This window comes from Sulfobacillus thermotolerans, assembly GCF_039623705.1.
Taxonomy (GTDB): domain Bacteria; phylum Bacillota; class Sulfobacillia; order Sulfobacillales; family Sulfobacillaceae; genus Sulfobacillus; species Sulfobacillus thermotolerans.
Genome location: NZ_CP133983.1, coordinates 1,977,252 through 1,990,653, shown reverse-complemented (window position 1 = coordinate 1,990,653; position 13,402 = coordinate 1,977,252). Strand labels below are relative to the sequence as shown.

15 protein-coding genes and 2 pseudogenes are annotated in these 13,402 nt (G+C 54.1%); 9 read left to right on the top strand and 8 right to left on the bottom strand.

Translation table 11 applies throughout. The annotated features are described in order from the left end of the window. Positions 1–125: 125 nt before the first annotated feature. Together ORD20_RS10335 and ORD20_RS10330 are read left to right on the top strand one after the other, a co-directional pair. Complete coding sequence (locus ORD20_RS10335) at positions 126–407, top strand: YtxH domain-containing protein (protein WP_103374927.1); 282 nt, start codon at positions 126–128, stop codon at positions 405–407. Next, positions 404–811, top strand: a complete 408-nt coding sequence (locus tag ORD20_RS10330) for a DUF948 domain-containing protein (protein WP_103374928.1) — start codon at positions 404–406, stop codon at positions 809–811. Before ORD20_RS10335 ends, ORD20_RS10330 begins: the two co-directional genes overlap by 4 nt. A gap of 311 nt (positions 812–1,122) precedes the next feature. Here the strand turns inward: ORD20_RS10330 and ORD20_RS10325 are convergent, their stop codons facing one another. From ORD20_RS10325 to ORD20_RS10310, 4 genes and pseudogenes are all read right to left on the bottom strand, one after another. Next, positions 1,123–1,704, bottom strand: a complete 582-nt coding sequence (locus ORD20_RS10325) for an NUDIX hydrolase (protein ID WP_103374929.1) — start codon at positions 1,702–1,704, stop codon at positions 1,123–1,125. 114 nt (positions 1,705–1,818) lie between these two features. After that, positions 1,819–1,986, bottom strand: a pseudogene (locus tag ORD20_RS10320) (family 1 encapsulin nanocompartment shell protein); the annotation flags it as partial. A gap of 10 nt (positions 1,987–1,996) precedes the next feature. Beyond that, positions 1,997–2,845: a ferritin-like domain-containing protein gene (locus ORD20_RS10315; protein WP_103374931.1), complete on the bottom strand. Its 849-nt coding sequence runs from the start codon at positions 2,843–2,845 to the stop codon at positions 1,997–1,999. 16 nt (positions 2,846–2,861) lie between these two features. Next, complete coding sequence (locus tag ORD20_RS10310; RefSeq protein ID WP_103374932.1) at positions 2,862–3,422, bottom strand: hypothetical protein; 561 nt, start codon at positions 3,420–3,422, stop codon at positions 2,862–2,864. A 449-nt stretch (positions 3,423–3,871) separates the two neighbouring features. Here ORD20_RS10310 and ORD20_RS10305 point away from each other — a divergent pair, with 449 nt between their 5' ends. The 7 genes from ORD20_RS10305 (at position 3,872) to ORD20_RS10275 (ending at position 10,032) form a co-directional block, all read left to right on the top strand. Continuing rightward, a complete protein-coding gene (locus ORD20_RS10305; RefSeq protein ID WP_103374933.1) occupies positions 3,872–4,723 on the top strand; it encodes a SirB1 family protein in 852 nt (283 codons plus the stop codon). After that, a complete protein-coding gene (locus ORD20_RS10300; RefSeq protein ID WP_103374934.1) occupies positions 4,710–5,600 on the top strand; it encodes a DMT family transporter in 891 nt (296 codons plus the stop codon). Before ORD20_RS10305 ends, ORD20_RS10300 begins: the two co-directional genes overlap by 14 nt. 75 nt (positions 5,601–5,675) lie before the next feature. Further along, a complete protein-coding gene (gene mobA / locus ORD20_RS10295; protein ID WP_103374935.1) occupies positions 5,676–6,263 on the top strand; it encodes a molybdenum cofactor guanylyltransferase in 588 nt (195 codons plus the stop codon). After that, positions 6,264–6,806: a molybdopterin-guanine dinucleotide biosynthesis protein B gene (locus tag ORD20_RS10290; protein WP_103374936.1), complete on the top strand. Its 543-nt coding sequence runs from the start codon at positions 6,264–6,266 to the stop codon at positions 6,804–6,806. It abuts the gene before it with no gap. Next, on the top strand, positions 6,803–8,056 hold the full coding sequence (locus tag ORD20_RS10285) for a molybdopterin molybdotransferase MoeA (protein ID WP_103374937.1): 1,254 nt from the start codon (positions 6,803–6,805) through the stop codon (positions 8,054–8,056). The genes ORD20_RS10290 and ORD20_RS10285 overlap by 4 nt, the downstream gene beginning before the upstream one ends. Before the next feature lie 57 nt (positions 8,057–8,113). Further along, entirely contained in the window at positions 8,114–8,950 is an 837-nt protein-coding gene (locus ORD20_RS10280; RefSeq protein WP_103374938.1) for a serine hydrolase, read from the top strand. Further along, positions 8,947–10,032, top strand: a complete 1,086-nt coding sequence (locus ORD20_RS10275) for a molybdopterin-dependent oxidoreductase (protein WP_103374939.1) — start codon at positions 8,947–8,949, stop codon at positions 10,030–10,032. The genes ORD20_RS10280 and ORD20_RS10275 overlap by 4 nt, the downstream gene beginning before the upstream one ends. Here the strand turns inward: ORD20_RS10275 and ORD20_RS10270 are convergent. The 4 genes and pseudogenes from ORD20_RS10270 to ORD20_RS10255 all read right to left on the bottom strand — a co-directional run. After that, a pseudogene (locus ORD20_RS10270) lies at positions 10,020–10,331 on the bottom strand (arsenate reductase family protein); the annotation flags it as partial. The gene ORD20_RS10275 and the pseudogene ORD20_RS10270 sit on opposite strands and share 13 nt — an antisense overlap. A 41-nt stretch (positions 10,332–10,372) precedes the next feature. Then, positions 10,373–10,834: a Fur family transcriptional regulator gene (locus ORD20_RS10265; RefSeq protein ID WP_103375064.1), complete on the bottom strand. Its 462-nt coding sequence runs from the start codon at positions 10,832–10,834 to the stop codon at positions 10,373–10,375. 129 nt (positions 10,835–10,963) lie between these two features. Further along, the gene (locus ORD20_RS10260; RefSeq protein ID WP_430626147.1) at positions 10,964–11,488 is read right to left on the bottom strand and encodes a hypothetical protein; all 525 of its coding nucleotides are present in this window, start codon (positions 11,486–11,488) and stop codon (positions 10,964–10,966) included. Continuing rightward, positions 11,407–13,401 (bottom strand): GAF domain-containing protein, encoded by a 1,995-nt coding sequence (locus ORD20_RS10255; RefSeq protein WP_430626146.1) that lies wholly within the window; start codon positions 13,399–13,401, stop codon positions 11,407–11,409. The genes ORD20_RS10260 and ORD20_RS10255 overlap by 82 nt, the downstream gene beginning before the upstream one ends. Between the last annotated feature and the right edge of the window lies 1 nt (position 13,402).

The window sequence follows — 13,402 nt, the reverse complement described above, 5'->3', positions numbered from 1 at the left end:
AAACCCACATAGTATACCATAGCCGTATGATCCTGTCGTTTCCTTTGGCAAACTCATCAATCGCCAGCTCTTTCGCCTCGTCCCAAAATGTGTCACAATATAAAGAAAAACCAGGGGGCGATACGATGAATGATCGATCATGGGATCGGCTAAGTGGGTTGATTATCGGCGCAGCAATTGGAGTGGTGGCAGGGATATTGCTAGCTCCAAGCGCCGGAGAAGATACACGCGGCACCATTAAGCAAAAGACTCAAGATTCTTTAGGGCAACTTCAAAACAGTGTGCGAGACATTCGTGATTCATTAACGCAAAAAAGCCAAACCCTTTTTAAGAAAGCCGTAACAGAAATTCCGCTGGATGATGCAGATCTTGCGGACACCGACTCTCACGAGGACCAAGGTGCATGAGCATTGCTGGCGCGCTGACGGTTATTGCAATTTGTTTTGCCGTTCTGACGCTTTTGGTTGTGGGGTCCGGCATCGCGCTCCTGGTTATCGCATTGCGTGTGATTCGTTTGGAAAAAAGCATTGGGCAAGAAATCGCCGGCATCAAGGACCAGCTGGCTGACATTCTCCATGTTGCTAAAGAATCGACCACACGGATTGGTCAAACGGTCCAAGAAGTGCGTTCCTCAGCGTACCGGGTTGGACTCTTAGCCGCAGGCATTGCCGGATTTCTTCAGTCGCGGCGCGGCGCCAAAGAGCTAACGCGTCCGAAGAAATCACGTCCTTGGTGGGTATCTGGTCTCGCCTTGGGCTACTCCCTATGGAAAGACCGCAAACGTTCCCAGTCTTCCTCCCATGCCTCCTAACAACGACGGAATTTGTGCCTGATGAATAGCCTGTGAGCCAGTCGCCTGTCCACTGGCTCACATTCTTATTCCCCTCTCCATATTGGTGTACAGTCAAGAGTTTCACCACCCCATCATCATGGAGAGGAGCGGTGTTCATGAATAACGGCCCCGATCCCTGGCACGTCGATAGCCTGATGCAGCGTTTGCAAGACGCTATCGGCTGCATGGCCGACGACTATCACCATCATGCCAGTCCTTCTCGCATCTACCAGCATCTCGTTTTAATGCATGAAATTTTAGAGGTCTTGGCGGTTCAACTGCCTGTCGTTTCAGGACCCTTGCCCATCCGTCGGCAAATGGAACGCCATGCGCATTTCGGTACGGAAGAGTTGTAGGACTCGGTCATGAAGACTAAAGACCAATGAGGGGGCTTGATCCAATGAGAAATATTGAGCATCGGCGGCATCAGTGCCCGCACGCAAGCTTCCTCCTACAGGATGCCCCAAGAAGAAGCTGATAATCGTTTCATTGGTTGGAGTCGACCACGTCCCAAACTGGCGATCGAGCACAACATCAAGTCCTGTTTCCTCTTTGACTTCGCGGATGGCCGCCTGTGCTACGCTTTCGCCGAATTCTACCCCGCCCCCCGGTAACGTCAGCCCGCCCACAGCCGGCGGGTAGCGGCGCGTCACGAGGACAATCTGCTGTTGGCGTGGCTCGTACACCAATACCGCTGCTGCGGGCAATGCCCGTTCCCAATATACGAATCCACAATGTTGGCAATAACGGCGTTCTTTACCGTCCCATTCATGAGCAGAGAGTGGCTGCCCGCAGAGCGGACAAAACTTCCACTGAGATGCTGGAGCATGTCGCCACTGTACAAAGTCATTTGTCTCAGAGTCTTTTGCCATCTGTTCTCACCCTAATCATTTCCCGGCCTTAGGATTATGCCGATAGACTCTACCGCCTCTCATTACATCTTCCCATGGAAGCCACCCCACGGCAAGCTTCTGAAAATCTCCTCTTTAGGCATTAGCGGGCGCAATGTGGCAAATCGCCGCAGGGCGTTTGATGCGCAGCGTCAAGGTTTCCAGCACACGCAACCGGTGATTCATCGACGTGGATTCCACATACCCAACGACCGCATCGATGCCGATCGCCAAGTCCATATTTTCTGCTCCCGCTGCCAAGACAACTCCATGATTATGCCTTCTTTCCGGCGTCTTTTAAGGGGCCTACGGTCCACCCACTAGCATCAGCGTTTTGCCATTGATATTCCTGATGTGCCAAAATGCGCCGCATTAAGGGCGCGAAGTCTGGGCTTTCTTGTTCTACCCACGCTAAAACATGTTGATAGACCGGTTTCTGCGGTGAGTCGGGGGATACACGATGCCCTGAAGCTTTACGCCAGTCAGGATATTGGCCCATAGGCGTTAAGGCTTCGGCGATCCATCCCAAATGTTTCATTTCCTCCACAGCCCGGTCTTCATCGTTCATGCCAAGAGATGGGCCATGCACTGCGACAAAATACTGGAAAAGGTAGTTCAAAATTTGTTGGTATTCAAAGCCCAACAGCGTTTGCAGATGCTGCGCCACCTCGGCGACTGCGACGTTTGGCCCCGCTTCAAAATCAGGTGCAGTCCCCTCGGTTTGCTCCGCCATCTCCTGAAATTGGCGCCGGTGGTCCTTTTCGTCCACAATTATGCGGGCCAACAGGGCCTGAATACGCGGATCATCAATACGTTCGCGATGATCCGCGTATTGCGCAATGGCCTCGTTTTCGGCCGCAATGTCTATCACTAACGCCTCTTTGAGCACCGTGACGGGCTCCGCATGGCGCGGCGTCAAATCCGGGACGCCTTGCAGAGACACGACCGTATGCGCGAGCCATTTTAAGTGGCGCATTTCATCGCGAGCGATGGATTCGATACGCGGCCCATAGACTTCAGCAACCGTCCAAGCATGCGTCAAATAGTGGACAATGGCATCATGTTCTCCCCGAATATCTGCATTGAGGAGCCGAATTTGTTCGTCGTTGTTCGTATCGACCATCTCCTCTTGAGAATCGCTAGGCCTTATCCAAGTTCTCCTTAAGCACCTTGAGTTCTTGTCCCATGGTTTGCATTTGAGTTTGCGCCAGCGTTAAAAACTTTTCCAGCTGGGGTTGACGCTCCCGGTCGACTTCCATAATATGGCGCAATTCATTATACAAGTCCAACGCCCGATCCAACTCTTGCCGCACGGTTTGCATCCGCTCCTCTAACTGCGCGCGGTATTCGGCCGCCTCTTCCGACTGAATTAAAGGCTGAACCGCTTCCATCAACCACACGTCATCCGTTGACAGCCGCAATGCAATCGCCGCGGACCGAAACGGAGTTGCTGCCTGAATCCACGTCAACGGATCTGGAACGGGCACACCGCGGACATACCCTTGCCATAACGGACCCGCCAGTTCAATGCGGCGATGAATCGACATCGTCATCGCTAGCGTTTGATCTTCGGGCCATTGCCTCACAAATACCACACGTGCGGGATCGGCCATCAAGTACCCGACGACCGTTTGAATGACCGGGCTGTTATAGGCTATCCGGCCAATATAGGTCAAAATCTTTTGTTGATCGGCTACCACCCGCTTTGCCTCCTTTTTCGGCTAACACGCTATTAAAAACATGCCCCGTAAATGGTTCCGTCACTCAGTGGAATTACTTTCCTTAGTAGCATAGCACAGCCCGTTATGTCATAACAGGTTTTTGCCCACGAGCTCCTTTGACCGCCAAAGCTGGGTATACTAAGTGGGAAGATTATCCTGGCGTGCTAACCTTTACTAATGGAAACATGGAGAAACCATGCGGGTATTTGGAATTAACCCGGTTCCGACTCTTGTCAGGCCCTGTATAATAAGAGTGAAGCCGACTTCGATCAAAGTATTTCAGAATAGGCAGGAAAATTGGCCGACACCGCGAATACTATGATAACGGCTGAACATACCGGACACTCGTCACCGGTATGTGTTCCATAAACTGGAGCAACCCACGGTATCTCGGCCGCATTGAAGTAGAGAAGAAAGGAGCGGCGGCCATGAAAACATTGACAGAGAGAGAAATCAAAGCATTGATTCATCTCCTGGGAGATGACGATATCAAAACGGCTCAAATCGCACGGCAGAGACTGATTGAATCTCGCCAGGAGGCTCAGCCATTTCTCGAAGATGCTCGTACGTCCCTCGATCCTCATGTGCGCACACGCGTATACAGTATTCTGGAACGCCTGCGCCTCGACGAATTAGGGGAACGTTTTCGTCATTTCGCGGCCATGCCCTCCGCTTGGATCGATTTAGAAGAAGGCGCGTTTCTCATTGCGGAATCCGGATACCCCACCATCAATCGCCAACACTACCGGGACATGCTCGATAGTATGGCTCAAACCTTTAAGGAGCGGATGGAGGAGCAAGGGCTCAAAGGGCGCGAACTAATTGAGGCGTTAAATCACTATTTCTTTGAAGAACTAGGATTTACCGGCAACCGCGACAATTATTACGACGCGGATAATAGCTACCTCAATCAGGTGTTAGATCGTCGGTTGGGCATTCCTATCAGTCTGTCTCTTGTCTACCTTCTCATTGCGCGCCGCTTGCGCATTCCTGTGGTGGGCATCAGCATGCCAGGGCATTTTCTGTTGCAATATAATGACAGTCTGTTCATTGATGCCTTCGAGAAAGGACAGCTGCTCAATCGCGGAGAATGTGTGCAGTTTCTCATGACCAATGGATTTGGATTCCATCCAGCCTATTTGAGTCCGACGCCGACCAGGTTCATGTTGGTCCGCATGCTCACCAACCTCATTCAGATCTACAGCACGCAAGATCCCGATCGGGCAGACTCGCTCAGTGCATTCCGCGACATGCTGACCCAGTCCTATGCCAAAGTCTGACGGTTCGCCGTCTTCTAACACCCCAGCTGCCATTCAGCTCTACGGGGCATTGGCCGTTGGGGTGTTATCTGTGTCGAGCGCGGCTGTTCTGATTCGTTTAGCCCATGCTCCTGCATCCGCCATTGCATTTTGGCGCCTTTTCTTAACCAGCCTCCTTTTGCTTCCGGTGCTCAAACGCCCTGCGCTCTCTGTTACGCGCCAAGCGTGGCCTATGATGGCCCTGTCTGGCATTTTTTTAGCCGCTCATTTCATTTTCTGGATTCACTCATTGTCCTTGCTTCCGGTAGCTCTCTCCACCGCCCTGGTTTCCACCCATCCTCTCCTGGTTGCCTTGTTTCGCCGCCTTCAAGGACATCATCCCTTGCCTCGTGGTACCCAATGGGGCCTGGGGCTCTTAGCTGCCGGGCTCGCCACATTGGCGCTGGGGGCAGGCCCTCATGTGTCCTGGCTAGGGATTGCCGATGCGTTGGCGGGGTCCTTATTTGCAGGCGCCTACATCCTAACGGGCGCTTATGCCCGTCGTACCCTCTCGGCGACGACTTATTCGTGGGGCACTTACACTGCAGCCTCTTTCATACTCGCACTTGGGCTCTGGGGCCGCCAAGGCAATTTCGGCCCTATGTCTTGGCATCTTCTGCTGCTCTATGGGCTGATGGCGGTGATTCCTACTTTGGGCGGCCATACGCTATTTAATTGGATGCTCCGGTTTGTGCCCGCCTCCCATGTCTCATTAGCGATGGTCGGGGAAATCCCCGGGGCTGCTCTCTTAGCGTGGCTCGTGTTACACCAGCTGCCCACCTTTGCCATGTGGCTCAGTATTCTCCTGATTACATGCGGCATTGCTATCGCGTTAAGCACCGAACGCATGCGGCCTTAGCGGTAAAAGCTCTAGCATTTTAGTTCCCCACAAATACCGATATAATATCCGTAAAAGGCAAAGGGGCTTGGCGCCATGACCATCTGCGTAGACGGCTTAGTGCTAGCCGGGGGACAATCTCAACGAATGGGCCGCGATAAAGCGGAGTTGTTGCACCCCAGCGGTGTCACGTGGGCCGAATATGCCCGCCATACCCTACAACAATCCGGCGCTCAAACCATTTGGATCTCGCGTCCGTTCGGCTATCAACCCCGGACTTTTTACGATGTGGTTGATAATACGCCGCATCCTGGTCCCTTAGGCGGTATCGCGCAAGCCCTCACGGTATCATCTGCAGATTTTCTCGCCGTCCTCGCCACCGATTTGCCTTTTGCCAGCCCCCGATTATTTGCTCATCTCTTCTCGCACTTGGGGGAGGCCGACGGCATCTTTCCGTACTGGCGTCAGGACCGGCAACCGCTGGCCGGATATTGGTCCGTTCATCTACTGCCCGCCCTCCAGCAGTTTCTATCGCACGGTGGCCATAAAGTTCAAGAGTTTTTGGCATCGCAGCGCATTCTTTGGGTTCTTGTGCCCGAGCCAACCTGGATCGTCAATATCAACACTCCCGAAGACTGGGCACATTGGCAGTCGACTAGTCTCCCCGAAGGGAGCGTGCCCTAAATGGCTGTGATGCAGATCGCGGGATATTCCAATACGGGTAAAACCCGCCTCATTGAAGCTCTCTGCCAGCAACTCCCTGGGCCTGTTCTGGTTGTGAAATTTTCTCATCACCGACCTCGCCCTGACCGCGTAGGCTCAGACACCGACCGATTCGCCCATGCAGGTGCCCACACCGTGCTCATGCAGCCCTATCAAGCCACCTGGCGGAGTCCTTTTCCACTTCCCATCGATTGGAGGCAAGTAGACCGGTGGTATCCATGGATTCTTTGGGAAGGAGCAAAATCGGTCGCGACGCCGAAAATTGTTGTCGGGTCAGAGCTCTTAGTACAAGAACTTGACAACGTGCGCGCCGTTATCGGACCCACCCCACCGTCAGAGGTCGATCTCTGGTTTAAAGCCCCCTTGCCTTTAACACTGGCCCTAGCCTCACAAGCCGCGGCTTGGATCATTGAACATCACATGGCGCTCAGTTTTTCGGTGGATAACATTCCTGTTCTGCCACCCAGGTCTAGCGAGCGCCCACTAGGAAAGGAACCGCTATGAGATATATCTCCGTCGAGGAGGCTATAGCCCTCCTCATTCACCACACCCCGCCCCTACAAGAGACCGAGTGGGTGCCACTCACCCAGTCGAGCGGGCGTACCCTGGCCATGACCATCACGGCCCAAAGCGCCGCGCCCCCGTTTGCACGCTCAGCCATGGACGGCTATGCCCTCAAAGCGCTAGATACCCCGGGCACTTTCCGCATCGCTGGTTACGTGTCGGCCGGGGAGGTTTTGAGGAAGCCCCTGCAAGCAGGCGATGCTGTACGCATTATGACCGGGGCCCCACTACCCGAAGGACTCGATGCGGTCATCGAACAAGAGGCCGTCGAGCTGCAAGCAGGGGTAGTACATGTCGCACAACGAGTTCAGCCTGGACGCAATGTCACGCTGCAAGGATCGGAATTCCCTCAAGGCACAGTCTTAATGCGGCCCGGACAGCGATTAGGCTCTTTGCAGATCGGAGTCTTAGCCCTCGGAGGCTATGCCCACATCGCAGTCTACCGCCGACTTCGCGTACTACTCGTCACCTCAGGTGACGAACTCATAGATCCAGGCAATGCCCTGGGACCTGGACAAATTTATAATGTGAACGCCTCATTATTCTATAGCTTACTGCACGAGTTAGGCGCCGATGTGACAGTCCAGCACCTTCCCGACACCCTAGACGCGGTCCATGAGTTCTTTAATCGCCCCGATCTCGCAGCTTATGATCTAGTACTCACAACCGGCGGGGTGTCGGTGGGGGACAAAGATCACATTATTCATTTCTTACAACAACGCGCCCAATTGCTTTTTTGGCGTACTGACATGCACCCTGGCAAATCTATTGCTGCAGCGCGATATCAGGGAACGACGATCCTCGCTTTGTCAGGCAATCCAGGCGCCGCGTTAATGTCTTGGTACAATATTGCTCTACCCTTTTTGGTCGCGCTGTTGCATGCGCAACTGCCAATAGAACGAATGTCCGGACGATTACTGCAAGATTTCCCTAAAAAAACACGGGAAACCCGCTTTCTACGCGCGAGACTTATAAGGCAACCAGACGGTTGGTATTTTGATACCAACCTCCCCCAGCAATCCGACCGGATTACCACTTATGAAGCGGCGGATGTCTTGGTCGTCATCCCGCATGGTAGTCCTCCAGTTCCTGCCGGCACCGTGTTAGAAGGCAAAAAAATTCCAGGACTAGGCTCCTTGCATTTGACGTGGATAGCTCGCGAAAATGTAGCGTCGGATCCGAATTCTTAGACCATGGATTGTTCTGGAATTATTTAAAAACTTGGCCAGGAGGGAAACAAAGCCATCATGTCTATCTCGAATATACATCAGGCCATTGCACAATGGTCCCAGCACTTTTCTGGCAGGTTCACACTTTATGCAGAACATTTGCAGACCCATGAAGTCGTCGCCCATGAGCCAACCCGCCTAATGGAGACCGCATCGGTCATTAAACTGCCTATTATGATTGCTGCGATGGACCAAGTGGAAGCCGGTCATCTCGATTTAGCCACCCCACTGGTGTACACTCGTGACGATTATGTCGAAGGTTCCGGGGTAGTGCAAAATCTCACCCCGGGATTCGCCCTGTCACTCCACGACGCCCTGACCTTGATGATTACAGTCAGTGACAATGTCGCCACCAACATGGTGCTACGGCAGATCGGATTGGAGACGGTCAATGCGGTGATGCACCGCTTAGGAACGCCTCATATCCATTTATATAAGCGCATTGATTTCGCACAACCTGGACCTATTGGCATAGCCCCCGCCGACGAAATCGGCGGGCTGCTCAAAAGCCTCTATCACCGCACACTCATTAGCCCCTGGGCCTCCGGTATCATGTGGGACATTCTCACACGCCAGCAATACAATACGATCATGACACGCGACTTGCCTTATCATCTGCTAAACGAGGAGGGCGACACGCCGGCCTTGGTGCAAATCGGCAGCAAAAGCGGATCCCTCGAAGGCATTCGCAATGATGTGGGCATCGTCACGTCCAAATGGGGGGACTATACCGTCGCGCTCTTTAGCGCAGAGTGTGAAGACTTGCGCTTTCATGTCGACAATGAAGCCATGCGCCTGTTACCACGCCTCACCCGGCTGCTGTTTGACCATTTTCTCGGGCATTACCTGCCATGATACCGAAAAGGCCCCCTACATCCTTTTCCCAGCGCCATTGGCGTCACGCGCTTTGGGTCGGACTATTTGTCGCCACAGGATTTGGTCTCTTTCTGTCGAGTTGGCGGCGCGCGCTCGGACCTTGGTTTCCGGCGGTCCAAACGATTCACGAGTGGGGAGGCATTATTTATGCCCTCGCCTTGTTGGGATGGTCCGCGCGCTTCTATCCCTGGCCAGCCCCGGTGGGCAGAACACAACCGGCCTTTACCCGCTGGGCCCTCTTTTTCTTAGTGCTGCTCTGCGTCAGTGGCGTGGCCCTGTTTATAGGACCCTCGTGGACACGGTCAATCGCCACGGTGGTGCATGGAGCGAGCGCCGCGGGATTGGTCATCTGGGTGCTTACGCACCTGCTGACCCATCGGCCGACACCCTTGTCACGCGCTACCCCCTCATCAAGACGGCGCGCTCTGCACTGGATCTTAGCCACAGTTGCCACCGCCCCTTTTGTCATCGCCTTACCCAATTTACTCATGATGTTGAGCGGGCGGATCTTTCAGCAAGGGCGCACGCAAGGAGCCTTACCCGGCTTTGTGCCTTACACCGTCATTGATGGCTACCCTCAATTCACACCACAGACGTGGCGGCTTTGGGTCGATAGCCCCGTGAAGCGCACGTATCGTCTAGATGAATTGCAGCACATGCCTCCCACCTCAAGGCGTCTCAACTTCGAATGTGTGACCGGGTGGGCCGTGAATGGTGTGCAGGTGGAGGGCATTGACCTCTTGCATTTCCTCGAATCTGTAGGATGGCAACCCGAGCACACGCCGTGGGTTCTATTCTTTTCCGGCGACGGCGTCTACACAGAGTCTTTAAGCGCGGAACAAATTCACCAATATCAACCCCTATTGGTCTACGCCATGGATGGTCAGCCGTTGGCGGCCTCGCAAGGATATCCGCTGCGCTTGCTCGTCCCCGGCATGTATGGGTACAAGTCCTTAAAGTGGCTGGTGCGGATCGCGTTTTCTCCCCACGACCAGTTAGGCTATTGGGAACAGCGTGGGTATCCGCAAAATGCCTATTGGGGATCCTATCACGGATTTTGATGTCCCTCTATGGCGCTCTCCCAAGCATCCACATCAAATCCAATCCGGTGGTGACCATTCACGAACCAAATAGGGCGACGAATCAACCGCGGCTCTTTAGCCATGGCTTCCAGCCAATCGGCCTCATCTTGAATCTGCTGGACGTACCCTTTATACGCAGGGCTCCTTTTGGATACAATGGCTGCAATGCCCCCCACCCTCTGAGCCAACTCCCTCAGTTCTTCAACGTTCAGAGGCTTTTCAATCAAGTCCCGTTCGGAAAAGGCAATACGGTGTGCGCCAAGCCACGCTCGCGCTTTAGCACAGGTGCTTCACCGTCTATAACAATAGAGCTGCGTCGTCATATCTTCTCCCCCTTATCAGTTCCGCGTTTGGCCGCGCAAGCATGGCAAATGCCATAGAATTTTAGTTCATGATCAAGCACGGTAAAGCCACGTTCTTTAAATATCCGCGTTTCCAGCGTATCCAGCAAATCTTCCCCATATTCCTCGACACGTCCACAGCGCACACAAACGAGGTGGTGATGGCGGTGAGTTTCTTCTTGGTTAAATTCATACCGCGCCCGCCCATCATCAAAATTAATCCGCGTCAAAATTTCGAGGTGGGTTAATAATTCCAAAGACCGGTAGACCGTCGCCAAACCGATGTCCTGAAATTTCTTTTTAACGAGCTGATGCACTTCTTCCGCCGAGAGATGCTCCCCCGGGTGCTCAGAGAAGATGCGGATGACCAGTTCGCGTTGAGGCGTCAGCCGCTTCGACCCCTCTTCCAGCTTCCGGTATACGGATGATAGTCGTACCACGCGCACCCCTCCGTTCTCAATCCCTTGAGAATAGTCTATCATGGCAATCGCCATTTCGTCTTCGCGTCTTAACAGAAAGATTCACAACTTATGACGAATCATTGCAAAGCTGCTTCCAGCCTCTATGGCTTAAGCGGTTGGGAGCCCGTCAAGGGTCGCACCACGCGTTAAGATGAGCGATTCCAGCCGCGATAAAAGCTCCACTTCCAATTGTGAGACGTGTTGCATCACGGCGACGTTCCCTGCGTGGGAGGCCCAGCGAGCCATCTCGCGATGCAGTTCCTCGTACACGGGAGTGAGCCTGGGATCGTGGATAAACGAAGGATTGAGATGACAGGCGTGTAGATCGCTCACTTTGTCGATATCCAATAACCCCGGGGCATAATAAACCATCCCGCTAAAGGCCTCTTGGAAGACAACACGGCGAGCATAAGCCAAAAACCACTGGTCAGGGCCTATCGTTGGGACCGGCGGAATCTGGTAACCTAAGTGGCCCACGGCGACAATCTCATCAGGAGGAACCGGCCGTGAAAAGACGTAGCCTTGCACCGCCGGAACTTGTTGTCGTGCCATCAACCGAATCGCATCACGCACCGGAACCGTCTCGACGCCCTCGATGACGAGCTTGAGCCGCATGAAATCCGCGATTTGCATGAGCGCGGCTCCAACACCATGAGCCATTCATCCCCACCGAGGCGCACCAAATGCCCGTGCCCGGCTAAACGCCGGGAAAGGCTTTGGGCGACGATTTGCAACACGCGATCGCCGTGGTCGTGGCCCCACGTATCGTTGACCGTCTTAAAATCATCCAAATCGATCATACCGACTGCCAGTTGGCGTCCTTCAGCTTCGGCCCGCTTTAGCGCTTGGGGCAAATAGTCTGCTAACCAGAGCCGGTTCGGTAAGCCCGTTAAGGGGTCATGGTGTGCCAAATCCCATGCTTGTTGTTGTGATTGTTCGAGCCTGTTCCTCGCATCTAAGGCATCTAGTCCGTGACTCATCAAATCGCCGATATGCGACAACAGCTCCATGATTTTGTCGGTCATCGCGTGCGGCTTGGCGCTGATCACGGTAAGAACCGCATAGCGTTGCCCACCGCGGCGCAAGGGAATGGATGCTGCGGCACGGCCCCCAATCTCCTCAAAGAATTGACGAAGCGTATCTGGCATCACGGGGTCACTCGCCAAATCCGGATGGGACACGGGTTGCTGGCTCTGCCACGCAGCCTCCGGCGGGGGGACGGGACTGTGATCAAAAAAGGGAGTAAATTTTTGATTGGCGTCTTGACCAGGTCCCGCTATTGCTAAGAAACGCCAACGCAAAGACGGCGCATTCTCTACCGGTTGCCCCACCCAAGCGACGAGAAACAAACCGCCTTCAACCAATCGTTCGCAACTGGAAGTCAAAATCTCGTCCGCCGTCTTGGCTTGTAAGATCGTATCGCCTTGCCGCAACAACGACCGGTAGAGGTTTTGCAGTTCCAAAAGGGTCGTGACCGTACGAGACAGTCGTTGTCGGGCCACACGTTCGGAGCGTTGCAATCCAATACGCCGAATCCCCTCTTCGATATCGACAACAAGTTCTTTTAAGAGGGTTTGTAGTTCCGGGTTAAATCCTACCATCTGACGATGATAAACGGTGAGAACGGCCGCCACATGGGATCCGTGACGAATCGCCAAGGCGGCGCTGGAACGTAAGCTAAACCGATTTAGCCAATCCCGCCAGGGCCTCATGTCGATGCCCTTGGGCGGATAATCAACCACGTCAACAAACTGGGGCTGACCGGTCATTAATGCGTGTCCGGTTGGCCCTAAACTTTCTGGTCGCCCCGGCTGCCAGGAAATCGCCACCTGCTTGGGGTGACCCGGCCGCCGCATTGCCGATAAATAGTGCGTTTCACCGACGGCCGCCACCACCCGGACAAAACCGTCCCGACTAGGGACACCAACCCATGCCAAAGCCATCTTGCCGCGCTCGACGAGGATGCGGCAGACCGTCTCATAGACTTGAAACGAACTGTCTAGCGTCGGGAGGATTTGGTTAGTTTCCGCCAACACGCTATTTAACGCGCTCACATCCCGGAGATGCTGTGCCAGTTGTGCTTGTTCCCTGTGCGCGGCGAGTTCCGCTTGCTGGGCCCACAATCGGTCCAAGCCTTCTTCGGCGGACACAATGAGTTCTTTTAAGAGGCCACGCATGGGCGCATCAAAATAGTCCTGCTCTTGATGGTAGACCGCGAAAACGGCTTCCACACGCCCCCGCACCCGAATCGGCAGAGCCGCTCCAGAACCTAAATGATATTGCTGCAAGCGTCGGCGGATAATTCGCGGCAAGTCGGGGCCCAAACGGTTGATAAACTGTGGCTGGCCTTGGTGCAAGGCTTCTAGTGCTGGCACCCCCAGGCGGTCCAGGGGAAGATCGAGCAAATCGTCCTGCTCGGGTCGACGGAGTTCCTCGAGATAGCGAATATCACCGGCCTGCGCAACCACTCGCACAAAACCCGAACGGGCATCTGCCATCCCCACCCAGGCCAACCGCATTCCGCCCACGCGAACGAGCGCGTTCATA